General features: G+C 60.0%; 20 protein-coding genes and 5 pseudogenes. 18 read left to right on the top strand and 7 right to left on the bottom strand.

The window, feature by feature from the left end; translation table 11 throughout:
* Positions 1-71: 71 nt before the first annotated feature.
* A pseudogene (locus AC0L2U_RS32300) lies at positions 72-991 on the top strand (IS3 family transposase); the annotation flags it as partial.
* Between the two features lie 15 nt (positions 992-1,006).
* Here AC0L2U_RS32300 and AC0L2U_RS32295 read toward each other — a convergent pair.
* Together AC0L2U_RS32295 and AC0L2U_RS32290 are read right to left on the bottom strand one after the other, a co-directional pair.
* Positions 1,007-1,515, bottom strand: a pseudogene (locus tag AC0L2U_RS32295) (aldehyde dehydrogenase family protein).
* Positions 1,516-1,589: 74 nt separating this feature from the next.
* Positions 1,590-1,760: pseudogene (locus AC0L2U_RS32290) on the bottom strand (amidohydrolase); the annotation flags it as partial.
* Between the two features lie 247 nt (positions 1,761-2,007).
* Between AC0L2U_RS32290 and AC0L2U_RS32285 the strand changes: the two are divergent.
* The 3 genes and pseudogenes from AC0L2U_RS32285 to AC0L2U_RS32275 all read left to right on the top strand — a co-directional run bounded on the left by AC0L2U_RS32285 (position 2,008) and on the right by AC0L2U_RS32275 (position 4,041).
* Complete coding sequence (locus AC0L2U_RS32285) at positions 2,008-2,463, top strand: Lrp/AsnC family transcriptional regulator (RefSeq protein WP_473603379.1); 456 nt, start codon at positions 2,008-2,010, stop codon at positions 2,461-2,463.
* 326 nt (positions 2,464-2,789) lie between these two features.
* Positions 2,790-3,383, top strand: a pseudogene (locus AC0L2U_RS32280) (aminotransferase class IV); the annotation flags it as partial.
* A pseudogene (locus tag AC0L2U_RS32275) lies at positions 3,367-4,041 on the top strand (plasmid pRiA4b ORF-3 family protein). The pseudogenes AC0L2U_RS32280 and AC0L2U_RS32275, both read left to right, overlap by 17 nt.
* On the opposite strand, the gene AC0L2U_RS32270 reads toward AC0L2U_RS32275, so the two are convergent.
* Entirely contained in the window at positions 3,957-4,994 is a 1,038-nt protein-coding gene (locus tag AC0L2U_RS32270) for an RcgR family putative quorum lactone hydrolase (protein ID WP_473603377.1), read from the bottom strand. The pseudogene AC0L2U_RS32275 and the gene AC0L2U_RS32270 sit on opposite strands and share 85 nt — an antisense overlap.
* 12 nt (positions 4,995-5,006) lie before the next feature.
* Entirely contained in the window at positions 5,007-6,596 is a 1,590-nt protein-coding gene (locus AC0L2U_RS32265) for an RcgA family putative transporter (RefSeq protein ID WP_473603376.1), read from the bottom strand.
* Positions 6,597-6,714: 118 nt separating this feature from the next.
* Between AC0L2U_RS32265 and AC0L2U_RS32260 the strand changes: the two genes are divergently transcribed.
* Positions 6,715-7,059: a hypothetical protein gene (locus AC0L2U_RS32260; RefSeq protein WP_473603374.1), complete on the top strand. Its 345-nt coding sequence runs from the start codon at positions 6,715-6,717 to the stop codon at positions 7,057-7,059.
* Here AC0L2U_RS32260 and AC0L2U_RS32255 read toward each other — a convergent pair.
* From AC0L2U_RS32255 to AC0L2U_RS32245, 3 genes are read right to left on the bottom strand one after another with little or no spacing between them, the layout of a single operon-like run.
* Positions 7,056-7,220, bottom strand: a complete 165-nt coding sequence (locus AC0L2U_RS32255; protein WP_167697625.1) for a hypothetical protein — start codon at positions 7,218-7,220, stop codon at positions 7,056-7,058. The genes AC0L2U_RS32260 and AC0L2U_RS32255 overlap by 4 nt on opposite strands.
* Positions 7,217-7,768 carry a thermonuclease family protein gene (locus AC0L2U_RS32250; protein WP_473603373.1) on the bottom strand — a complete coding sequence of 184 codons (552 nt, stop codon included), beginning with the start codon at positions 7,766-7,768 and terminating at the stop codon, positions 7,217-7,219. Before AC0L2U_RS32250 ends, AC0L2U_RS32255 begins: the two co-directional genes overlap by 4 nt.
* Positions 7,755-8,375 carry a cystatin family protein gene (locus AC0L2U_RS32245; protein WP_473603372.1) on the bottom strand — a complete coding sequence of 207 codons (621 nt, stop codon included), beginning with the start codon at positions 8,373-8,375 and terminating at the stop codon, positions 7,755-7,757. The genes AC0L2U_RS32250 and AC0L2U_RS32245 overlap by 14 nt, the downstream gene beginning before the upstream one ends.
* 88 nt (positions 8,376-8,463) lie before the next feature.
* Here AC0L2U_RS32245 and AC0L2U_RS32240 point away from each other — a divergent pair, with 88 nt between their 5' ends.
* The 13 genes from AC0L2U_RS32240 to AC0L2U_RS32180 all read left to right on the top strand — a co-directional run bounded on the left by AC0L2U_RS32240 (position 8,464) and on the right by AC0L2U_RS32180 (position 21,527).
* Positions 8,464-9,141 carry a lytic transglycosylase domain-containing protein gene (locus AC0L2U_RS32240; RefSeq protein ID WP_473603370.1) on the top strand — a complete coding sequence of 226 codons (678 nt, stop codon included), beginning with the start codon at positions 8,464-8,466 and terminating at the stop codon, positions 9,139-9,141.
* Between the two features lie 14 nt (positions 9,142-9,155).
* Positions 9,156-9,470, top strand: a complete 315-nt coding sequence (locus AC0L2U_RS32235) for a TrbC/VirB2 family type IV secretion system protein (RefSeq protein ID WP_473564911.1) — start codon at positions 9,156-9,158, stop codon at positions 9,468-9,470.
* Positions 9,471-9,473: 3 nt separating this feature from the next.
* Complete coding sequence (locus AC0L2U_RS32230; RefSeq protein ID WP_066991233.1) at positions 9,474-9,767, top strand: VirB3 family type IV secretion system protein; 294 nt, start codon at positions 9,474-9,476, stop codon at positions 9,765-9,767.
* Positions 9,764-12,166, top strand: coding sequence for a VirB4 family type IV secretion/conjugal transfer ATPase (locus AC0L2U_RS32225; protein WP_473603369.1), 2,403 nt, complete (start codon positions 9,764-9,766; stop codon positions 12,164-12,166). Before AC0L2U_RS32230 ends, AC0L2U_RS32225 begins: the two co-directional genes overlap by 4 nt.
* Complete coding sequence (locus AC0L2U_RS32220) at positions 12,150-13,310, top strand: transglycosylase SLT domain-containing protein (protein WP_473603368.1); 1,161 nt, start codon at positions 12,150-12,152, stop codon at positions 13,308-13,310. The genes AC0L2U_RS32225 and AC0L2U_RS32220 overlap by 17 nt, the downstream gene beginning before the upstream one ends.
* 9 nt (positions 13,311-13,319) lie before the next feature.
* Positions 13,320-14,054 (top strand): type IV secretion system protein, encoded by a 735-nt coding sequence (locus AC0L2U_RS32215; RefSeq protein WP_473603366.1) that lies wholly within the window; start codon positions 13,320-13,322, stop codon positions 14,052-14,054.
* 24 nt (positions 14,055-14,078) lie between these two features.
* Positions 14,079-14,270 (top strand): hypothetical protein, encoded by a 192-nt coding sequence (locus AC0L2U_RS32210; RefSeq protein ID WP_473603365.1) that lies wholly within the window; start codon positions 14,079-14,081, stop codon positions 14,268-14,270.
* Positions 14,267-15,274 (top strand): TrbL/VirB6 family protein, encoded by a 1,008-nt coding sequence (locus tag AC0L2U_RS32205; protein ID WP_473603364.1) that lies wholly within the window; start codon positions 14,267-14,269, stop codon positions 15,272-15,274. The genes AC0L2U_RS32210 and AC0L2U_RS32205 overlap by 4 nt, the downstream gene beginning before the upstream one ends.
* A 75-nt stretch (positions 15,275-15,349) precedes the next feature.
* Positions 15,350-16,060 carry a VirB8 family type IV secretion system protein gene (locus AC0L2U_RS32200; protein ID WP_473603362.1) on the top strand — a complete coding sequence of 237 codons (711 nt, stop codon included), beginning with the start codon at positions 15,350-15,352 and terminating at the stop codon, positions 16,058-16,060.
* Complete coding sequence (locus AC0L2U_RS32195; protein ID WP_473603361.1) at positions 16,057-16,857, top strand: TrbG/VirB9 family P-type conjugative transfer protein; 801 nt, start codon at positions 16,057-16,059, stop codon at positions 16,855-16,857. Before AC0L2U_RS32200 ends, AC0L2U_RS32195 begins: the two co-directional genes overlap by 4 nt.
* Complete coding sequence (gene virB10 / locus AC0L2U_RS32190; protein ID WP_473603359.1) at positions 16,858-18,330, top strand: type IV secretion system protein VirB10; 1,473 nt, start codon at positions 16,858-16,860, stop codon at positions 18,328-18,330.
* A complete protein-coding gene (gene virB11, locus AC0L2U_RS32185) occupies positions 18,327-19,349 on the top strand; it encodes a P-type DNA transfer ATPase VirB11 (RefSeq protein ID WP_473603358.1) in 1,023 nt (340 codons plus the stop codon). The genes virB10 and virB11 overlap by 4 nt, the downstream gene beginning before the upstream one ends.
* Before the next feature lie 12 nt (positions 19,350-19,361).
* On the top strand, positions 19,362-21,527 hold the full coding sequence (locus AC0L2U_RS32180) for a type IV secretory system conjugative DNA transfer family protein (RefSeq protein ID WP_473603357.1): 2,166 nt from the start codon (positions 19,362-19,364) through the stop codon (positions 21,525-21,527).
* Positions 21,528-21,609 lie beyond the last annotated feature (82 nt).

Raw genomic sequence — 21,609 nt, 5'->3', positions numbered from 1 at the left:
CAGGTCGCGAGCCTTCTGGAACTTTGCATCCGGTGCCGACGGCCGCCAGTAGCGCGGTGGCTCCCAATGCTCCGATTGTTAAGCGCGAAGCCGTCACGCATCTGCAGGCCGTCATGGGCCTGTCGGAGCGTCGGGCCTGTTCCTTTGTGGGCGCTGATCGCAAGATGATCCGCTACCAGTCCCGGCATCCGCCCGAGACAGAGTTGCGCGGCAGGTTGCGTGACCTCGCCAACGAGCGCCGACGCTTTGGCTACCGGCGGCTGTTCATCCTGCTCAGGCGCGAGGGCGAGGCATCTGGGGTCAACCGCATCTATCGGCTCTACCGCGAGGAGGGGCTGACGGTGCGCAAGCGCCGGGCAAGGCGGCGAGCGGTCGGCACGCGGGCGCCGATCCTGGTCGAAGCAAAGCCAAACGCGCGCTGGTCGCTGGATTTCGTGCATGACCAGTTCGCCTGCGGCCGGAGGTTCCGCGTGCTCAACATCGTCGACGACGTGACGCGCGAATGCCTGGCGGCGATCCCGGACACCTCGATCTCCGGCCGTCGGGTTGCCCGCGAACTGGCGGAACTGATCGCCCACCGCGGCAAGCCGGGCATGATCGTCTCCGACCACGGCACCGAGTTCACCTCGAACGCCATCCTCGCCTGGTCGAAGGATTACAGGATCGAATGGCACTACATCGCGCCAGGCAAGCCGATGCAGAATGGGTACGTCGAGAGTTTCAACGGCCGGATGCGCGACGAGCTGTTGAACGAGAGCCTGTTCTTCGGCCTCGACCACGCCCGCAGCGCCATCGCCGAATGGAGGGAGGACTTCAACACCGCAAGGCCGCATTCCTCGCTCGGCTACCAGACCCCGGCGGCCTATGCCGAGGTCATCACCGCAACCGGCTCCGACGCTGCGCTGATCGAAGGCTCCGCGCCTCCGCCGGTTGCTCAACCCGCGCCAAGAGGCGTAACAGAAACGGCCAGGCTCTAATCGCTACTGGATGACAGTTCAGTGGCAGGTCAGCGCTCGACCAGCGCCAGTGACGACAGCGGCGTTTCCAAGGAGGGATGCGCAACGATGGTGCAACCAGCCGCTAGTGCGGCAGCCGCCTTGCGGGTCAGCATCGCCGACGGGAAATTCCACGGTGTCACGACGCCGACGACACCGAGCGGCTCACGCGCCGCACCATCATTTCCGCGTTCGGCAGATGGCTGGTCACACTCTCGGCGTTCAGACGCTTGGCTTCCTCGGCGTACCACTCGACGAAGGACGCGGCATAGTTGATCTCGCCGAGCGACTCCTTGAGCGGTTTGCCCTGTTCGAGCGTCATCAGCAGCGCCAGATCCTCTTTGGCGGCGATCATCAGCTCGAACCATTTTCGCAGAATCTTGGCAACGATTTGGGAGATCGGAAATCGCGTGTTCAACAGCAGTGACTGAGCCTTTTGCAGGCGTATGGCGGTATAGAATTTACCTGGGGAGACGCCAAATTCCGCTTCGAATTGTCGATACAACTGCCGTGGCGACATGTTGGCGCACGCCGCTATATTGTCCAGAGGTAACGGTTTGGCATGTAGCGGCGCATGGTTTCGACCGCCGTAACTGTGCCGGCTATCCCCGTTTCGATGTGGTTGACTCCAAACGAGGCCAGCTTGTCCGCAACAAACCGTGCCGTCTCGTGCACAGCAAAGTCGAGCTCAGGCTTTTGATGAAGATGCCGGCGCCAGCCTGCGACCTCGTCAGCCAGGTGATAAAACTTGTCGACTGAGTGCATGCTGACCCCTTCATCGACGTCTCGCGGCCATCATAGGGCCGTGGTTGCTAACCGCTGCAGAATCTGCCCTAAATGTCTGGAATGGTTAGTGCAAAACTTGCGTCCGGCTGAAACGAAACCGTCGCATACGCGCGGCGATTGCAATAATGTTGCCTTTTGTAAGGGGTAGCGTCCTTGAAAGTTCAATCTTGCAACGAGCGTTTCGGATCGCTTTGCGTAATAGCGGTTCCGCATCAAGGGTATTGACATGATAGACGACCTTGACCGGCGGATACTCGGCGCACTGCAAAAGAACAACAGGTTGTCGTTCGCCGAGCTGGCGGATCTCGTGGGTTCCTCTGCCGCCTCGTGCATGCGCCGCGTGAATAAGTTGCGCGCCGACGGCATTATCATCAGTGATATCTCCCTGGTTGATTACAAAGCGCTCGGGAAGTCACTGACCGTGGTGGTAACGGTGGAACTTGATCGCGAGCGCTTAGACCTAGTTGACGACTTCAAGCGAGCAATGAGGGCGGCCAAAGAGGTCACCCAATGTTACATGGTGACAGGTGATGCTGACTTCGTTCTTATTGTAGCAGTGGAGGACGTCGAGGCCTTTGACGTTTTTGTAAAGACCAAACTCTACACAAATCCTAATGTTCGCAAATTCAAGAGCATGATTGCGCTGGACCGTGTGAAGTTTGAACCCCGAGTGCTCGTGTAGCCGCATCTAAGGCTGTGCATTTCCCCCACTGCCGTCCCGTTTTTGAAGCGTGCATTGCGGCCGGGGTGCCACTTTGATCGCAATCAGCGCATCGAAGTCTGCGATTTAATTGGAGCATCGTGCGATCGGCGGCCGGCCACAAAGCTTATGGCCCCGCTCAAGCGGCAAACGATCGCGCTGACGACATCTGGCACGCGCGGCGTGCTGGCGATCCGAGGTGCGCCAAGATTTGAATTGCTGAGATGTGGAACCGCTGGGCGGTTTCGCAGCAGCAATCGAAACCGGGCGTGCGGAGCGCTTGGTTGCAAGATTTGGAGGACTCAGGAATGACACTTGCTGCAGCCGAACCTGCGACGGCTCTCCCAGCCATAGAGCAAAAGCACCGGGATCAACGACATTATCCTCATGGCGTAGCCTTCATGGACGGTCAGTACCTGCCGATGTCCGAAGCCAAGGTGTCTGTCCTGGACTGGGGCTTTCTGCATTCCGATGCCACCTACGATACCGTTCATTTATGGGACGGGCGGTTCTTCAGGCTGGACCTGCACGTAGACCGGTTCTTCCGCGGAATGGAAAAGCTCCGCATGAAGCTTCCTTACAACCGCAATGAGATCGAAAATATCCTGTCGACCTGTGTGGCGCTGTCCGGGCATAAGTCCGCCTATGTCGAAATGATCTGCACGCGAGGTGGTCCGCCCACCTTTAGCCGTGACCCACGCCAGTCGGAGAATAGGTTCATCGCATTCGCCGTACCTTTCGGGTCGGTTGCGAAGCAACTGGAGCGCGGCCTGCATGTCGCAATCAGCAACACCGTCCGGATCCCGCCCAAGTCGATCGATCCGACCATCAAGAACTATCACTGGCTCGATCTTGTGAAGGGACTGTTCGACGCGTACGACTACGGTGCCGAAACTGCATTACATCGTACGCGCAGAGGCCCACATTATAGGAATTGAGCCGAGGATTAGCCGCACCCTCGAGCTGCCGATGGCGATCAACCTTGCCCAACTCCACGAGGTGCTCCAGGCCTCCTTGGTTGGACCGATAGCCATTTGCACCAGTTCAACATCGGCGGCATCATCTATGGCGCGCCGGAGTTCGACGACGGTTTCTCCGCCAATCGCATCTTCGAAGCAACCGAGTTGCGGATGGTCGATTTCGATTTTTTTCCTACGATCCCGACGAACAGCCCATCACGATCTTCTATGAGTACGATTTCGGCGACAACTGGCGCCATCTGCTCCGTCTGGAGCGCCATCAGCGCGAGGCAGGCGTCAATTATCCGCGCTGCGTTGCAGCTGACCGGTCAGGGCCACCAGAGGACGTCGGCGGTCCGCACGGCTATGCCGAGTTCCTGGAAGCATGGCGCAATCCCCGCCACGACGAACACAAGGACCATGCGCCGGTGGACCGGCCGCAAATTTGATCCCGAAAGCTGCGACCACGACGCCATAATCAACGCGATCGCCAAGTCAGTGCGCCGCACGAGGAAACTACCGCTTCCGCCGCCAACCCATGGCAGAGTTGTCCGAACACGACAGAAACCATTTCAAGCTCAAACCAGCCAACAAAATGTAAGGCGGCATGGCAAGCGAATAGTGACCACAGTTCAATGCCAAAATAGTTGGCCTGGCTCCGGCGTTCTCAAGCCTCTGCATGAACCTCGCCGAGAGCGCCGGCAACACCACTTTGTCTCTCTTGGCCAACACGACGTGGAGATCGAGATCAGGCCGTGCCAGACTATGTGCGTAATTCTCCAAGTTAAGTGGGTCCCAGGCCCTTCTGAGATCGGTCAGCTCAATCTCAGGCTCAAGGCTATCGCGTATCGATCGTGTCGCGCGGCCCGTCCAGACCATGTCCGCTAGACTCCCCGCCGTCAGGAACAGCGAGGCTTTTGACACGGCCTGGTCGCGCGCAGCAATCAACCCCGCGACCCAGGACCCTAAGCTCATACCAAGAACCGAAATCTCTCTATAGCCTTCGCTTTTCAACCAACGTATGAGCTTTCGCCCATCCAATACTGCCTGCCTTATGGACTGGATCGTTCGCCCGAGATTGGGGCTAAGCATATAATCGGCGTGGACGGAGCCAAGACGGCTGCGCTCGAAGTGATAGGGCATGGCAATCTCGACAACGGTGATACCACGCCGCGAGAAAAAACTGGCAATCCGACGGTTCCGCGCGCTTGCATTCCAATGGTGAAAGATCACCATCGCCCGATCGAACGACCCGCTTTCTGTGACTTTCGCCCACACAACATTGTTCTGCGCGATATCAGTCGCAATGTCCGACGGAAATTTTAGCCACCCATCTTTCCATTCAAAACGCTCATCGCTCTCACTCGGCTCATCGAAAAAGGCTGGATCAGCCACGGCCTGGTGGGCAAGGACACAAAACTCCTCGATGCTTGCACTCTTCCCCGCGCCCGGAAAGGCGCGGTCCGCGTCAAGGATGAAATCCGTTGTCTTCTTCCCTACCTCACCGCGTCGCGCACGCCGCTCATCCCAATGATCAAGCCAACTATGACACACTCTGATTGTTTCCTAACTTCTCGCTCTCCATCGCCCCAACCCTGGATCAAATAGGCCGTATATTGCGAGCAGCACTCCAACCGCCAGAAGGATCGAAAAGCCAGCGAATGCATCGATCAGCAAGTAGCCAGCCAAAAGTAACGCTACGATCGCTGACATCCCCCAAAAAGGGATACAAAACCGACGTTCGACACCTAAACGGATGGAGCCGTACAGAAATACAACACAGGTCGAAACAGCGGTAAGAAGGCTACTGTAATGGGTCGGCCTACGATAGCTGACCGCTGTGCTCACATCATTCCGCCCATAGAAGGCGGAAGACATATCGCCGACCAACCAAGCCACAATATTCTCTCCACGCGATGTGAGGTAGGCACTCTGGACTTTCATGACTATGGCGATCAGAATCCCCAAAACAGTACACCGAAAAATCCCACGCATAACCCTGAGGCTGGCTTCATCGAGCTCGTGTTGATAATCCTTGTCTGGCCGATTACTCGGTGCTTCTCCAATTCTCCAAAGATCATGGATCACCGTGTAAAGCAAAATGAGACCTACGAAGAACAGATAAAAACAGAGGCACATGTATAGATAAGCGAGGCCCGTGAACACGACCGCTTCTGGCACAGATATGACCTCAGGGCGCACAATCGCTAACGAGCCCCAATCCGTCGCATAGTTGCCACCCCCTTTCATCAATGGGATCAAACACACGCCGAGCCACTGAAAAAGGCCGGCGAACAGCACACAAATCAAAAAAACCGCCCAATATGAATACGAAGAAGCTTCTACGCTGCGCGCCCAGGCATCGTCGCTTTCTATCTTATTGCCATTCCCCAGAAGCTTTGGACGGCCTTCATATTTCCAAAAGGTCACTAGCTCGGTCACGAAGGCAAAAAACAGTGGCAAAAAAACCATGAAGACGAATGTCCAATTCGCCGTCCAAAGAAACCCAACCTGCTTGACGACGCCATCCGCCCGGCCATATGTCACGCTGTGAATCCCGGTAATATACGACAAAAACCCAAGAGCGGTGATACCCGCAAACACCGACGCCGGTAAATTCAGGGGAGATCCGTGACTAAAAAACGCCTCCGATTTCCTCGCCAAGCTAAGACGCCGCCTCGGCCCCTTGGCGTTAGTATCCCGTATTAGCTCTGCCGGAGACGCTGTGTCGTCATCAAGGCTCGCAGCCCGTGCTGTATCTGGAATCTTCTGTGCAACGCTGCTTCCGGCTCTCTTCCATTCTCGTCTCTTGGCCGATAACCGCGATTGCGCCGCACTAAGCTCCATCTGCCATTCGCTGGTTGCCACCGGGTCATCGCACCCAAAAACCCTCGCCAGCCAACGGATGTTGGCAGCGCTAATTCCCTTCTCGTTCTCTTGAAACCAAAGCTGCACTGTTCGCAGATCGACTCCAATCCGGTTGGAATCAATTTGCGAAATCGCTTCTGCAAGAAGCTCGGGCGTCCATGGGCCTGCAGGAAATCCATCTTTGGCCAATGGCCGACCCGCACCCGCAGCGGCTAATCGTTTGAATAATTCTTTGAAATCGCTCCCGTCTCTTGGAGGGGGGAGAAATAACTTTCCGTTCTTGAACAACTACTTACAGGCTCTGGTTTCGCTTCGTTTCGCTAGTCTTCGTATCCTATCGTGCCATCGTCGCTAATCAACTGTTTATCAACTCGATGCAACGGGCGAGCGGGCGGGGAGCAGGAAAATGGCTGTTGAACTGGCGTGCAGCAACAAAGAAGCGCAGGAGACGGACGCAGTCGCGGATCTGATCGCGGCGCACCGCCGCGCCATGTCAGAGGTGGAGTGTATCGGGAAACGTTTGATGCACGCCGAAGAGGCCGAGGCGGAGCTGATCGGTCCGCGGCTTGACGCTGCGATGAAGAACGAGACGGTGATTCGGCGTCAGGCAGCGATGGCGCCGGTGGCCGATTTCGGCGAGCTGAAAATGAAGGCCGAATATTTCGCGCGGCTCATGAACGACGGTTGGTGCGACGTGGATGCGGATGACTTGCATGAGCTGCTGCGATCTTTCGTGGACTTTCAAATCTAAGAAAAGAGGGCAGACATCCAAGACGCGAACGCGTGCCATGCGGCATAGGTCAGCGCCGGCACCGCGATGATGGCGATGAATGCGAACGCGCCGGCTATTGCACCGTCCGTGCGGCCCTCGACAGGGTAGTAGTAGCGGCTCGATTGATCCTCGTGGTTCATTGCTTGCGCTCCCCTGCCCGTCTCAGCAGAAGTTCGATGGGGTGTTCAAACTTCGTCGCCCAAAGACCATCAGCTTTCATCTTCGCGTTGACCTCGGCCACGAGGTAGTTGCCGCTAACGGCGTTGCCTTTCACGTCGGTGGCGGCGAACGCGTAGCCGGCCGCGATGAGGGCGGTCCCAAGGTCGATCGTATTGCCGTCGAGTTTCGCCCCGCACACGACAAAAGTCGCATTGTCCAGGGCCAAGGCGATGGGCTGACAAGTTACGGCCGCCGTCGAAAAAAGCGCGGCCAGGTGGGCGAGCGAGACGTCGCCGCAATCGAGCTCCTTGCCATTGGCATCAAGGGCGATCGTGCCCCGCAAGCATGATTGCACGCCATAAAGCCGATAGAGCTTGCCGCGGTCGCGCCAAGTATCTCCAGTCAGCAGCTCGACACTTTTTGACACTCGAAAGGGAGCGGCTGTCGCGTTTGCTGGCGCGGCGACTTCGGCGCTTACGGCGTGAGCACTCGCGAGTATTATAAAAGCGGCGAGGCTAGTTCGCTTCATCGGTCTGGAACTGCTTGCCGAGATCTAAGGCATGTTCGAGATCCGGCCGCAGGGACTTGCCGTCCTTGTTGCGGCCGATCGCGGCCATGTCGAAGAAGACCATGGAATCGTCGTCATAAGCGACCGAATAAAGGTCGTTGGCATTGCCAGCTCCGACGAGCGCAAAGCATGAAACCGCGTCCGGAACGCCGGGCTGGCTTTTGAGGACCAGCGTCTTGCACAACACGACGGATGCGCGGGTGTTATAGACAGCGTCGTCGTAGTCCCGCACGGCCTTCGTGCAATCCCACTCCTCAGCCTTGTAGGTGATCTTGGGCTTCGGACAGGCCGCGAGGCCCCGCAGCCTATAGGTGACGCCGTTGATGACGCGTTCGGTCGCGGACCTGATCTCCACCGGCTTGGCTAGCGCTGTTACGTCGCGCTGAAAAAGGCCTCCGCGTGCGTCGTAGCGCTCGTAGACGAAGGTCTTTTCGCCAGGTTTGGCGAACTTCTGCAGATACGCGGTCGACGGCTGCTCGAACGGATGCGGCTCGTTCGTGCCCAGATCGGCGGCGCCTAGGACGGTGCTGTGGAGCAGCAATGCCGCAAGGAAGAAAAACTGCTTCATCGGAAAAATGGCCTCGACTCTGCTTCTCGTATTGACACTTTACTTTGGCTCCATGTACCCATAGTAAAATGTCAAAATCGGTAGCGCAATGAAAAACCGGATCGCGCTTGCGCTTTCTCTCTCAGCCGTCATGGCGCCATTCGGCGCATATGCGGATAACACGACCTCGACGCGCATCGCGGCGGCGTTTGCACTGCCGGCCCGCCCGGCAGTTTCGACCGTTTCCGATGCTGATCACGGACCGACGGTTGGCGGCGGGTGTGCGCCGACGAATCGCGGGCGCGCCGCGGCCTTGGTGCGCCAGATCGCCGAAGAAGAGGGCTTCGATCCCGATCTGAGCGAGGCGGTTGCCTGGGCAGAAAGCGACATGGGCGGCAATCAAGGGCCGTCCCGCGCGGGCGCTCTCGGCATCATGCAGCTCATGCCGGCGACAGCCTCGCGCCTTGGTGTGGCTGACAGATGCGACGCGAAAGCCAATATCCGTGCTGGCGTCCGCTATCTGAAGGCGCTTTATGACGAGTTCCATGATCCGCTGCTGATGCTGGCGGCCTACAATGCAGGCGAAGAGAACGTCTACAAAGCCAACGGCATCCCGGTGAACGACGAGACCACGAAATACGTGGTCAAGGTGCTCAATCGCTGGAAGCTCGGCAAGCTGATCAAGGCTCCCCTTCCCAACCCTGTTGACGATCATCGCGCAGCCGCGACCGGCGCGGCCGGTGGCGTCGCCTGGCAAGATGGTCACGTCATCGATTTTGGCAACTGAAAGGTAAGACGACGATGGATTATAAAAAGACGGGCAAATTCGCCCTGCAGTTTATGGCCGCCGCGGCGATCGGAATGGCGCTCGCGCCGGCCAGCGCATACGCGCAGTCGGCGGCCCCCGTCGAGGGCGTGCTGGAATGGTTCGTCGGTGTCCTGCAGGGCAGCATTGCTCGATCTTTCGGGATCATAGCGGTTTGCTTTCTCGGCTTCCTTGCCATGACCGGCAGGCTGGTGTGGATGATGGCGCTTTCCATCATCATCGGCATCGCTCTGGTCTTTGGCGCCGCAGCTCTGGTCGATTCCATCCGGTCCACCGCTGGAGGCGCGTGACCGATGGAGGACGAAGAGGTCTATGTCGAGCCGGTCAGCCTGCCTCTGACGCGCCCGCCGATGAAATGGGGTGTGCGCTACGAGGTGTTCGCGCTTAACGGCATGGCTGCCGTCATCGGATTCATCGCGACCAGCAGCTTCACGCTCGGCCTCGGCCTATTCAGCGCGACCCATCTAATCAGCGCCTATCTGTGCCAGCGCGACCCATACATCTTCCACATAGTCGAACGACGACTGTCGAAGCGGGGCGCGGTCGCAAACTCAGGCTTTTGGGGTGCGAGGAGCTATTCACCGTGACCGTGAATGCCGACCTGAAATTCGCCAAAGCCCGCAGACGGGAAAAGCCTGTTGAGGGCCATGTCCCATATTTGCGCCATGTCGACGACAACCTGGTCGTCACGAAAAGCGGCTTTCTGCTCGGAGTCATTCAGCTTAGCGGCCTGCCCTTCCAGACAATGGATCAGGCAGAGCTCAACAACCGCATGTTCAATCGCAACACGACATTCCGCAACCTCTCCACGTCCCGCTTTGCCGCCTATGCGACCATCATTCGGCGTCATGTGACGCCAGAGATCGAAGGAGATTTCGAAAACCCTTTCGTGGCGGAGCTCGATGCCCGCTACATGGACGAGTTGGGCTCGAAGAACCTGTTCGTCAACGAGGCTTTTCTGACTCTCATCCGCCGCCCGATGGTCGGGCGCGTCGGCTGGGTCGACAAGGCGCTCAACGCGTTCCGCATCAGCACGGCCGGCGAAGAGACTCGTGAAGAGGCGATGGCCGAATTGCACGATGTCCTCAATGGCGTCACCAAGGACTTTTCCGCCTATGGCGCGCGGCTCCTGGGCGTGGTGACGCGACGCGACAGCGTGTTTTCCGAACCTGCCGAATTCATTGCCAAGATCCTTGCCGGCGGCGCGGACGTCGAAATGCCGCTGCCGCGCATGAGCTTGGCGAGGGCCTGTGCGACGCGGCAAATCTTCTTCGGCAAATCCGCTCTGGAGATCAGGGGGGCGCAGACCAGCAAGATTGGAGCCATGGTGTCGATCAAGGAATACCCGCCCTTCACCGCACCCGGCTCGCTCGATGGCCTGTTGCGGCTGCCGCATGAATTTATCCTGACGCAGTCGTTTGCGATTGAAGATCGCGTGACGGCCATGCGCCGCATCAACACCATCTCGAACCAGGTCAGCGGTTCGGATGAGGCCGGAACCACGGTCGAGGATTCCGTGCACGCCGGCGCTGACAAGCTCGCCGGTGGCGAGGTCATTTTCGGGCAGCACCACATGACGGTGATGGCGCTGGCTGCCGACGTCCAAGGGCTCAACCGCTCCTTGTCCGACATCACCGCCGAACTGTCGCGCATGTCGATCGTCCCGGTGCGAGAAACGCTCAACACCGAACTTGCGTTTTGGGCACAGTTGCCCGGCAATTTCAGCTACATTGCGCGCCGCGCCCTGATCTCGTCGCTGAACTTTGCCGGGCTGTTCTCGGGCCACAATTTTCCCTCGGGCCAGCGTGAGGGACTGCACTGGAAGCGGCCGATCGCGCTCCTCGAGACGACCAGCCAGACAGCCTATTATTTCAACTTTCACGTCCACGACGTCGGCCATTTCACGGTTTTCGGTCCGACCGGTTCGGGCAAGACGGTCGTGCTGTCATTCCTGATGGCGCAGGCAATGCGCATCACGCCTCGGCCCCGCTGCGTGTACTTCGATTATATGCGAGGCGCCGAGCTCTTTATTCGCGCGCTCGGCGGCCGCTACGAAGTCATGGAGCCGATGCAGGCCACCGGCTTTGCGCCGCTCCAGCTGGACGACACGGCAGAAAACCGCACGTTTCTCGAGGGGCTGCTGCGCTACATCCTCACCCCTGACGACGGTTCGCTCGACGTGGCCGAAATGCGCGTGATCAACACGGCCGTCGACAAGGTCTACAAGATCCCGCGCCAGCAGCGCACGTTCGAGCTGCTGCCGGAAGTGCTGCGCGGCTCGCTGGCGCCGGGGATGAACGATCTCGCGGCGCGCATTGAACCGTGGCTCGATCCTGGCGACAAGGGCTGGCTCTTCAACAACCCCGTTGATCTCGTCGATTTCTCGAAGCCGGTGGTCGGGTTCGACATGACCAAGATCCTGGCCGATAAAAAATTGCGCTCGGCCGCTCTGCTTTACATCTTCCATCGGCTCGAAGAGATCATCGACGGCACGCCGCTTCTCATGTTCCTCGATGAAGGGTGGAAGCTGCTCGATGACGAGGTGTTTGCCGCCTTCATTAACGAGACGCTGAAAACAATCCGCCGGCGCAACGGTGTCGTCGGCTTTGGCACCCAGACGGCCGAGGATGTGGTCAACTCGTCGATCTCGTCCTCGCTGATCGAGCAGACGAAAACCAACATCTTTTTCCCCAATCCGAAGGCGAGCAAGGACTCCTACATGGCGCGCTTCTCGCTGACGGCGAAGGAGTTCGAGTTCGTGCGCCGTACGCCCAAGGAAACGCGCACGTTCCTGGTCAAGCACGACAGCGATTCCATCGTGGCCAAACTCGACCTGTCGGGCATGCCCGACCTCATCAAGGTTCTGTCGACCAACGAAGCCAGCATCAAGGAATGCGAACGGCTGCGCGAGATATACGGACAAGAGCCGGAAGCGTGGCTGCCTTACCTGTGCGGATGGGAGAGCGAGCATGAAGAAGCGGCTTAGCAGCGTGATCGCCGCGGCCGCGATCATGCCTGGGCAGATCACGGCTCTCCCGGCGGTGGCCCAGATCGCCGTCATCGACAATTCCAATCTTGATAAGCGCGCGCAGGACGAGCAGCACAGCACAAAATCAGATGAAACCAAATCGGACGAGAAGGAGAAGAAAAAGAGCCTCGTCTGCACCTATACGAACAAGTACAGGTCGCAAATGTTCAGCCGCTCCCCTGGCGAGGCGCTGAGCCGCGACGCCGAAAACGCACAGCTCATCCGTTACTATGCGCAAAAATATGGCGTTCCGGAGGGCCTTGCGCTGTCGGTCGCCTACCAGGAATCCCGCTTCGACAGCTGTGCCGGCTCGCACACCGGCGTCAAGGGCGTGATGCAATTGACAAAGGGAACGGGCAGGCAGCTCGGCTTCGATCGCGACATCAACGAGCAGAACGTCGAGGGCGGCGTCAAATATTTCGGCAAAGGCGTCGCACAATGTGGCGCCAGCAACTACAGCTGCCTCGCGAGTTTCTATAACGGCTCGAATGCCGCCGAACAGGCTGAGTGGGCGTCGGGCGTCGGCCGATGGCACGGCACCTTCGAGAATTACGTCTCCAGCGGACAGGCGCCGGCCGCGGCCCCACCGGCGATCAGCATCGTGATGTCGAGCGGACCTGGCGGCGCTGCCCAAAGCGGCGCCCTCGATTCCGTCTCCAAGGCCGCGGCCGGCCTCGACACCAGCTCCGCCCAGATGACGGCCAATTCCTCGCAGATCAACGCGCTTGCCGGCGGCGTTGGACAAGTCGGCGAATACAAGGACGCCTGGGAGCTCAACTCGTCGGCTCGCAGTCTCAATGCCGGCCTCACCGGCCAATATATCGGTCAGGCCTCGGATTTCACCGCCCTGCTCGGACAGTTCCTGTCGTTGAACAACGTCGGAGCCTCGCAGACCGCGCGGGCCATCACGCCACCGCAAGATGGATCCCCAAATCCATTTTCATGCGACCCGGCCGAGCTGCAACGGCTGCGCCTCGATCGCAGCCAATGGCTGCCCTGTGCCAGCCGGAGCGCCGAGAGCGGTTCGGGAACCACGCCGTCCGTGCAGATCAACGCCGATCCAACCGGCGCGGCTCGCGCGATCGAAGCAATCCAGGAATAGGAGGCTGATGTGAGAAAAATCGCTATCGCAGCAGGGGCGGCACTTCTGGCGACCGCCGCTCATGCGCAGATCGCCGTCATCGACAATGCAAATTTGGACATTGCCCGCCAGAACGCCGACAATACCAATTCGATCATGGGCTCCAACAAGGACATCCTCGAAAAGAGCAATCAGATCCTGCAAGCCGTGACGGGAAGTCGCAACGGCTCTCTCGGTATCGGCCAAATGGGCTTGGGCGGCAATATGTCGATTGCGCAAGCGCCGAGCTTCGGCTCGATCCTCAATGGCGGCGCCCTCTCCTTCGGCGGGCTGTCTCCGGAAATCCAGAAGATCGCCGGAGCGGTCATCAATGGCCTGCAGCTGGTCAAACAGCTCCAACAGATCACCGCCAATGGCAGCAGTGCCGTCAACACAGCCTATGGCGGCAGCGTCAACGTCGCGTCGCTGTTGAGCGCCCTCACCTCTCAGGCCTCCCAAGGCGTCGCGCAACGCGAGCAGTCGTTGCAGTCGGCCAGCGGCCAGATCGGCCAGTCCGAGGATGTCAAAGGCTCGGTCGATCAGAACACGCGCATGCAGCTCGAGAACGCGCGTGCGGTCAACGAGCTCATCGGCGTCCAGAATGGTGCCGTCGCCGCGCTCAACGAGGAAATGAAGGCCCGGCTGTTGCGGCAAAGCCAGGTGCAAAAGCTGATGACGCCGGCGCAAGTCAATCCGTTCGAAAATTTTGGCACAAGCGGGAACTGATCGTTGAGGGGCCGAGCGAAATGGATGCCAGCTTGGTGGCGGCGGGCCGGTATCGTCGCCGCAACGGTGGCGAGTGTCATGCTGGGCGGCTGCGCCGGGCCAGGTCGCGAGCTCAAGGCGCCGTGCGCGCCGCTGGCTTATGAGGGCAACGCAAGCTGTGGACCCTTGAAGCCGGTCAACGCGCCGCCCTTCGATCGTGTTGTCGAGGCTGGATGAACGGGCTGGCGACAAGCATCCTGGGCGGCATCGATGACGTCGGACGGGGCTTTGTCTCCAGCGTCTACATGCAGCTTGGCTACGCGCTGGGGGATGTCTACGCGCTCATGCTCACCGTCTACATCATCTGGTGGGGCTACTCGATCCTCAGCGGCCGCGAGGCGATCTCTCCGATCGAGTCCGGCTACCGCCTCGGTCGCGCGGTGGTCATCTATCTTTTGCTGAATGGCTGGGGCACGTTCTCCGAGACGATCTACAAGCTGGTGCAGGCGGTGCCGAGCGAAATCGGCAAGATCATCGTCGGGGCCGTCTCGCGCGCCACCGGCAACCAGCTCTCGGATCAAGATGCGATCCCGGCCCTGATCGACAATCTCTACCGCGGCGCCCAGGATGTTGCCAATCAGGTCTACAGCGGCACATTTTACGACATATTCGGCGCGCTGCTTTCCACCATCGTGCTTCTGGCCGCCATCATCTTTTCGGCGCTTGCTATCGCGGCAATCATCGCTGCCAAGATCATGCTGTTCATCACTTTGGCGCTGGCGCCGGTCTGGATTGTGCTTTGGCTCTATCGGTGGTCAACGCGGATGAGCGAGGGCTTCATTTCGCTGACCACCTATCTGATCATCCAGCAAATCCTGATCTACGGCTTCCTGGGCTTTTATTTTTCGCTGGTCAATCTGGCCTTGAACACTGCCACATCGGGAGGCGCCAGCGTCGACAACAAGATGTCGATGGTCCTGCCGCTCGTCCTGGTCACGATCATCGGCATCTATGTGCTGATGCAAATCCCGGCGATCGCCTCGATCCTGAATAGCGGCGGCTATCTGAGCACAGTCGGCGCATACCGCTCCTATGGCAATGTGCCTGGCAATGTTGCCCGCTACTCCGGCGCGCGGTTTGTCGCAAACCGGTGGCAGCGGCTGAGATCATCCCGCAGCAGCGAGGCGGCTCGATCATCCATTCAGCAAGCGGCGCGCGATAACGCGAGGCCATTGGCCTAGACGCGCAGGCAACCGCCTGACTGCTTGAGCGCCGCAGTGGGAGTTTGGCAATGAGGCTAAAGTAAAGTGACAAAAATGCAGGCAAACATCCCCGCCGAGACCGGCAAACTCGTTGACCGTCGCTACTATCAGGCCGGCGCGACATGGGAGGACGACACGCACAGGTCTCTGAGACGTTCGCGCACGCTGGCCTGGCTTGTCAGCGGCGCTGCTAGTGTTGTTGCAGGCCTTTCGTTACTGACGCTCGTGCTCATCCTGCCGCTCAAGCAATTCGAGCCCTATGTGATCGAGGTCGACAAGACGACCGGATATCTCGAGGTTGCGCGCGCGCTGAAACCCGGCGATCTGTCGCAGAATGAGGCGGTCACGGCCGCCAACCTCGTCCGCTATATCCGCGCCCGCGAAACCTATGACGCGCGCGAGATCAAGCAGAATTACGATCTGGCGCAGCTTTATTCGACGGGAACGGCGTCCAGGGATTTGACTTGGGCTTACACGCCGTCCAACGCGCAATCCCTCGACAAGCTCTATGGGCGCAACGTCACCGTTTCCGTTGACGTCAAGTCGGTGTCGCTGCTCAACAGCACGACGGCGTCGGTGCGGTTTTCGACCACGACGCGCCGCGAGAATTCTTCCGTGACCGACAACTGGGTGGCCGTGGTGAAATTCCGTTACACGACGACGCCGATAAAAAACGAATGGCGCTTCGACAATCCGCTCGGATTCCAGGTGATCGAATACCGTCGCGATCAGGAGTCGGCGACAACGGCCGGGAGCGCGCAATGAAGACCCACATTGGGGCCGCCCTGTCCCTGCTGATTTTGCTTGGCTCGGCCAGCTGCGCTGCCGCGCGGGACTATCGCATTCGCTACGTGCCTTTCGACAACGACAGTGTGACGACGGTTAACGCCGCGCTCGGCGTCTCCACGATGATCGAGCTCAGCCCGTCCGAGGTGATCGAGACGGTTTCGGCCGGCGACACGAAAGGCTGGTCGATCGTGCTCAAACGCGGCTCGCGCTTTCTGTTCATCAAGCCGCTCGAACGGGGCGCCTGGACGAATGTCAACGTCGTCACCGACCGGCGCGTCTATTCGCTGCTGCTCAAAGCCACCGACAGCGATCGCGACCGTGCCTCCTTCCAGGTCCGATTCAGATATGCGGATGAGGATCAAGACGCGCGCTTGCTTGCCCAGGCCCAGCAAAGCGCTGCCGATCCCGATCTCAAGAACCTCAACTATGCCGATCTCAACTACAATTACGTCTATGTCGGGGATGACAGCCTGAAGCCGCGCGTTGCTTTCGACGACGGCACCAAGATGTTCCTGGAGTTCACCGGCGACATCCCGGCCATCTTCGTCGTCGACGAAAAAGGTCAGGAATCATTGGTCAATCAGAGGACCCAGGGAAAATACACGATCGTCGACAAGATCGGCCGGCAATTCACGCTGAGGGCCGACGGCAAAACGCTCTGCCTCTACAATCGAGCCCGGCCGTCGAAGACGGATCCTGTCTCTGTCGTCTACGGGCCGAGGAAGCTGGTCAGTCCCGGCCCCTTCTCCTCCCCGACCGCGAGGGGACGATAGATGAGCAACATCGACTATAACGAGCTTGATGGCGGTCCGACCGTCGCCAGACGCTATGCCGGAATAGGCACAAAAGTCGCCATGGTCGCCGCAGGGTTGATTGTTGCGGTCGCGCTGATCTGGATCAATTGGCCCCCCGAGCCGCGCTCTCGCGATGCGGCCTCGGACGCTAGCGAAAATTTCAACCCGCCTGAATTTCGCCCGCCGGCGATGGCCGAGACGCCACAAGCGGCCGACAACACAATCGATCATATCGTCGTTCCGCCGCCCGCGGAAGGCGAAGCCAACAAGCAACAGGCCGACAATGTCGATCAGACGGTTGAGCAGGGCGCCGATCTCGATGCCCAGCGGCGCGCCATCGAAGCCCAATTGGCAGCCGAGCAGGCGCGCCGCAAAGCCGAAGAGGAAGAGGCCCGCCGCAAGCAAGCGGCCGACGAGGAGGCCCGCAGGAAGGCCGAGGAGGCTGAGCGGCAAAAGGCAATGTGGGAGCGCCTGCGGTCGAACCAGATGATTACGAGCGAGCAACCAAACTCGGCCGCCGGGCACGATCAGCCGGCCCAGGCGCAGATCGCCGCCGACGGTCAGCTTGTTCCAGTGCCGGGCGCCGACAACGATGCGAACAAAGCTTTCCTCGCGCAATCGGAAACACATTCGAACGCGATGGCGAAGGCGCGGGTTTTCCGCCGCACCGATGCGTTGATCCCCGAAGGCACGATGATCCGCGGCTTTCTGGAGACCGCCATCAACACCGATCTGCCCGGCATGGTTCGCGCGGTGGCGCGCGAAGACGTCTATTCGCTCGACGGTCGACGCATTCTGATCCCGAAGGGCTCTCGGCTGACCGGCGAATATCGTTCGGGGATCGCGCGCGGGCAAAAGCGTGTTTTCATCGTCTGGAACCGCGTCATACGTTCCGACGGCGTGTCGGTCGACATTGCCTCGCCTGGCGCCGACCGTCTCGGACGGGGCGGTCTCGGCGGCCGCGTCGATACGCATTGGCTCGAACGCTATGGCAATGCGATCATGCTTTCTGTCGTGGGCGGCGTTTCTGAGTACCTGTCCTCCCTCGCCGACAATGGCAACGACAGCCAGCAACGGCAGGTGACGACCGTTGACCCCGTGACGGGGCAGACGGTCACCACCACCTATGGCGGCTCCGGTCAGCAGCGCGACGCCCGCAGCATCGCCTTCGACAAGTCCTCGACGGCGCTGCAGCAGCTGGCACAAGAGGCGTTCCGCGACACACAGAACATCCCGCCGACCATCTACGTCGACCAGGGCACGCCGATCGTCGTCTTCGTGCGCCGGGATCTGGATTTTTCCGAGCTCTATGCGGATCCGGTGGAAGAGGAGCTGGCTCGACTGAAGCGCGGCGGCAAGCCGGCAAAGCCGGTCGATCCGACGCCGCTCTTCATGGCGCCGAAGTCGGGGGCTGATCCCTATTATCCAGCCTACGGGACGCCGGTCAGATGAATGTGCTGCCTGTGCCGAACCCCTGGGCGCGCGCACCGGTCCTGCGCGCCGAACTGGAACCGATCTGGCCCTACATGGAGGAAGAATCGGTTTCGGAAATCGCCATCAACCGACCCGGCGAAGTTTTCATTGAGCGCTTGGGTACAAAGGAGATGGAGCACGTCGTCAAACGCGAGCTCACCAGAAACTGGATCCGCTCGGTCTCGGTCGGCGTCGCTTCGGCCACCAGCCAGGTCGTCAACGAGGTCACGCCGGTCTTGTCGGCCGCGCTGCCGTCAGGCGAGCGGTTTCAATGCGTGCTGCCGCCGGCCGCACCCGATGGCGGCGTGATCTCCATCCGCAAGCAGGTCATCATGGACATGACCCTTGGCGACTATGCCAAGATGGGCGCCTTCGAACAAACCGAGATGGGCAGTGGCCTGGCGCTCTCGGCCGCAGAAAAGCAGCTCGCCAAGATGCTCAACGACACCTCGCCGTTGCAATTTCTGCAATACGCGGTGCGCAATCGCATCTCGCTCATTGTCTCCGGCGGCACGTCGACCGGCAAGACGACCTTCCTCAATGCGTTGCTGAAGGTCGTTCCCTCTCATGAGCGCATCATAACCATCGAGGATACGCGCGAACTCAAGCCGGCGACTGGCAACACCGTGACGCTGCTTGCCTCGAAAGGCGACCAGGGCCTTGCCAGGGTTACGCCGCAACAGCTGCTCGAGGCCTCGCTGCGCATGCGCCCCGACCGGCTGCTGCTCGGCGAGCTGCGCGGTGCCGAGACATTTTCCTTCCTGCAAGCCATCAACACCGGCCATCCTGGTTCGCTGACAACCGTTCACGCCAATTCCGCCCGCTCGGCCTATGAGCGCCTGGCCCTCATGGTCATGCAAAGCAATGTCGGGCTCTCTCGCAGCGAGATCCTTGACTACCTGCGCGAGGTGATCCCGGTCGTCGTGCAGATGGTGCGCGGCGACGGCGGACGCCGCTCGATCAGCGAAATCAAATTCACGAAGGCTGAGACGATCTGACGAGGGCGCATTATGGAAAAGATCGCCGGCAGGATTTTTCTGGCGTTAATGCCCGTGGCGCTGGGCGCCTTGGCATTTGTGGTCGCGTACGCGGCGACCGACTGGTACAGGACCGGTTCGCATTTTCTCTTCGATAGTATCAACGCGGACCCGCGGCCAGTCTTCGGCTACGCCTGGGCGGACCTGAGAGCTGGACGCTTCGCGAAACTTCAATACGCCGGTGCCGCGGCCCTATTCGGCTTCGGCCTGCCGCTCGCGATCGCATTCTTGATGCGGCCGCCCAAGCGCAGCGACGCGAAATTCATGTCGATGGCCGACGTTCGCCGGGCTGGCCTGCTGAAGCCGAGGGGCATCTTCATCGGACGCGCCGGCGGCAGACTGGTCAACGTCTTTGCTCCGCACCGCGATCGGCGCACCGGCAAATTGCGCCTGACGCGCCCCAGAGTTCGCGGCGGCAAGAAACTATGGATCGACGGCGATGACGTGGGCGGCTTCGTCATCGGACCGCCAAGGTCGGGCAAGGGCGCGGCGCTGATCATCCCCAACGCGCTGATGTGGCCACATTCGCTTGTCGTGCTCGATCTGCGCGGCGAGACCTATGAGGCCACAGCCGGCCACCGGGCCACCTTCAGCCAGGTCGTCCGTTTCGCGCCGGCCGACCGCGACGGCAACACCGCCTTCTATAACCCGATGGACTTCATTTCGCTTGATTCGGCTCAGCGGGACATCGACCTGCGCAACATGGCGGCCGCGCTCTTTCCGCGGCCGCCTGCGAACGCCGATCCTTACTGGGTCAACGATGCGCGCCTGCTCTTCACCGGCATTGCCTCTTACGTCATGGAGTCGCCGAATATTGCCGACGAAGACCGCAGCTTCGCCACCATCCTCAAGATCATGAACGGCGCCGACGAGCCGATCCTGGAGTTCCTGGCGAGTCTGCGCGACGCCCGCCGGCATGAAGTCTCCGATTTTACGCTGCAGACGCTTCTGCCCTACGCGGACATGGCGGAGAAGCAGTTTTCTGGTCTCTATGCCGGCGTGCGCACCGGCATGGCGCCCTTCCTGAACGAGCGATTGATGCGGGCCACTGCGCGCAGCTCCTTCGACATCCGCAATCTCAAGAGCGAGCGGGTCTCGCTCTATCTCGATTTTCGGCGCGAGCAGATGGCTTCGCTCGGCCCGCTTTTCAATGTGCTCATCACGCAGATGATGAACTTCATGTCCGAATCCATGCCACGCCCCGGCGAGCACCAGGTGCTTGTCCTGCTCGATGAATTTCAGAACCTCGGCAAGCTTGAGAAGGTCACGGACATGGCCACCGTCCTTGGCGGCCATGGCGTGCCGATGTGGTTTTTCGTGCAGTCGCTCAAATCGGTCGACGAGATCTACCGGAAAGAAAGCCGCGAAACGCTGATCAACGCTGCCCGAGTCCAGATCTTCTTCGGCGCCCAGGAGACCGACGATCTGCGCTACGTCTCCGAGCAGATAGGCGAAACGTCCGAATTCCAGAAGGATGTCACCAGGACTCAGGCCAGGCTTTTCGACACCTATTACACGCGCTCCGTTCACAGCAAGCAAGTGCGTCGGCCGCTGATGCGTCCGGATCAAATCCGAACCATGGACAACAGCAAGGTCGTCATTTTGCCACGCGGCGAGAATGCAATCCTTGCAACTCGCAATTTCTATTTCGCTGATCGGGAGCTCTCCAAGCGGGCTTTCATGACGCTCCCGGAAAGGGCGAACGCAAAGCACGCCAAACCAGTCGCTGCCGCTGCTCCCCTCCCCTCCCCGCCCGTCCAGCCGATCGTGCCAGTCGGGCCACGCTACCGCTCCGGCATCACACAGTCGCGACTGCAGCGCGGTGCGACCTTCGCTGCAAAAATCGGACGTGCCGAGCGGCCAGTCGCTCGCCGTCGCTTGCCCGCCGCGCAAAAGAATGAGCTTGAGGCGCCCCATATCCAGTCGGCACCGGCGGCGCCCGTTGCGCCACAGGCTGTCGACTTTTCGGCTTTGGCCGCCCGGGCGGCGTCGACCAGGATCTCGCCGCAAAAAGAGGCCGTGATTGCGGCCATTCTTGCTCAGGCCAAATCCTTCCGTCCGCAGTCGACCGACCCCGAGACGTTCGACCGCAATTTAAGCGTCGTCGCGGAAGCATTGCCGGATGTCGTGGACGAATGATCCGTCCGACAACCGCCCGTCGGAGGTCGTTGTTGGTGCAGTCCAAAAAGCTCCGTTTCCGCTGAGAAGAGTTCACTGTAGG

The organism is Mesorhizobium sp. WSM4808, assembly GCF_055811675.1.
Note: the sequence above shows the minus strand (reverse complement) of the source record. Positions and strands in the feature narration are given on the sequence as shown.

Excerpts from the sequence above, each read along its gene's own strand:
- AC0L2U_RS32285 (WP_473603379.1), top strand. The coding sequence starts at position 2,008 with ATGATAGACGACCTTGACCGGCGGATACTCGGCGCACTGCAAAAGAAC.
- AC0L2U_RS32260 (WP_473603374.1), top strand. The coding sequence starts at position 6,715 with ATGGCTGTTGAACTGGCGTGCAGCAACAAAGAAGCGCAGGAGACGGAC.
- AC0L2U_RS32255 (WP_167697625.1), bottom strand. The coding sequence starts at position 7,220 with ATGAACCACGAGGATCAATCGAGCCGCTACTACTACCCTGTCGAGGGC.
- AC0L2U_RS32250 (WP_473603373.1), bottom strand. The coding sequence starts at position 7,768 with ATGAAGCGAACTAGCCTCGCCGCTTTTATAATACTCGCGAGTGCTCAC.
- AC0L2U_RS32245 (WP_473603372.1), bottom strand. The coding sequence starts at position 8,375 with ATGAAGCAGTTTTTCTTCCTTGCGGCATTGCTGCTCCACAGCACCGTC.
- AC0L2U_RS32240 (WP_473603370.1), top strand. The coding sequence starts at position 8,464 with ATGAAAAACCGGATCGCGCTTGCGCTTTCTCTCTCAGCCGTCATGGCG.
- AC0L2U_RS32235 (WP_473564911.1), top strand. The coding sequence starts at position 9,156 with ATGGATTATAAAAAGACGGGCAAATTCGCCCTGCAGTTTATGGCCGCC.
- AC0L2U_RS32230 (WP_066991233.1), top strand. The coding sequence starts at position 9,474 with ATGGAGGACGAAGAGGTCTATGTCGAGCCGGTCAGCCTGCCTCTGACG.
- AC0L2U_RS32220 (WP_473603368.1), top strand. The coding sequence starts at position 12,150 with ATGAAGAAGCGGCTTAGCAGCGTGATCGCCGCGGCCGCGATCATGCCT.
- AC0L2U_RS32210 (WP_473603365.1), top strand. The coding sequence starts at position 14,079 with ATGCCAGCTTGGTGGCGGCGGGCCGGTATCGTCGCCGCAACGGTGGCG.
- AC0L2U_RS32205 (WP_473603364.1), top strand. The coding sequence starts at position 14,267 with ATGAACGGGCTGGCGACAAGCATCCTGGGCGGCATCGATGACGTCGGA.
- AC0L2U_RS32200 (WP_473603362.1), top strand. The coding sequence starts at position 15,350 with ATGCAGGCAAACATCCCCGCCGAGACCGGCAAACTCGTTGACCGTCGC.
- AC0L2U_RS32195 (WP_473603361.1), top strand. The coding sequence starts at position 16,057 with ATGAAGACCCACATTGGGGCCGCCCTGTCCCTGCTGATTTTGCTTGGC.
- virB10 (WP_473603359.1), top strand. The coding sequence starts at position 16,858 with ATGAGCAACATCGACTATAACGAGCTTGATGGCGGTCCGACCGTCGCC.
- virB11 (WP_473603358.1), top strand. The coding sequence starts at position 18,327 with ATGAATGTGCTGCCTGTGCCGAACCCCTGGGCGCGCGCACCGGTCCTG.
- AC0L2U_RS32180 (WP_473603357.1), top strand. The coding sequence starts at position 19,362 with ATGGAAAAGATCGCCGGCAGGATTTTTCTGGCGTTAATGCCCGTGGCG.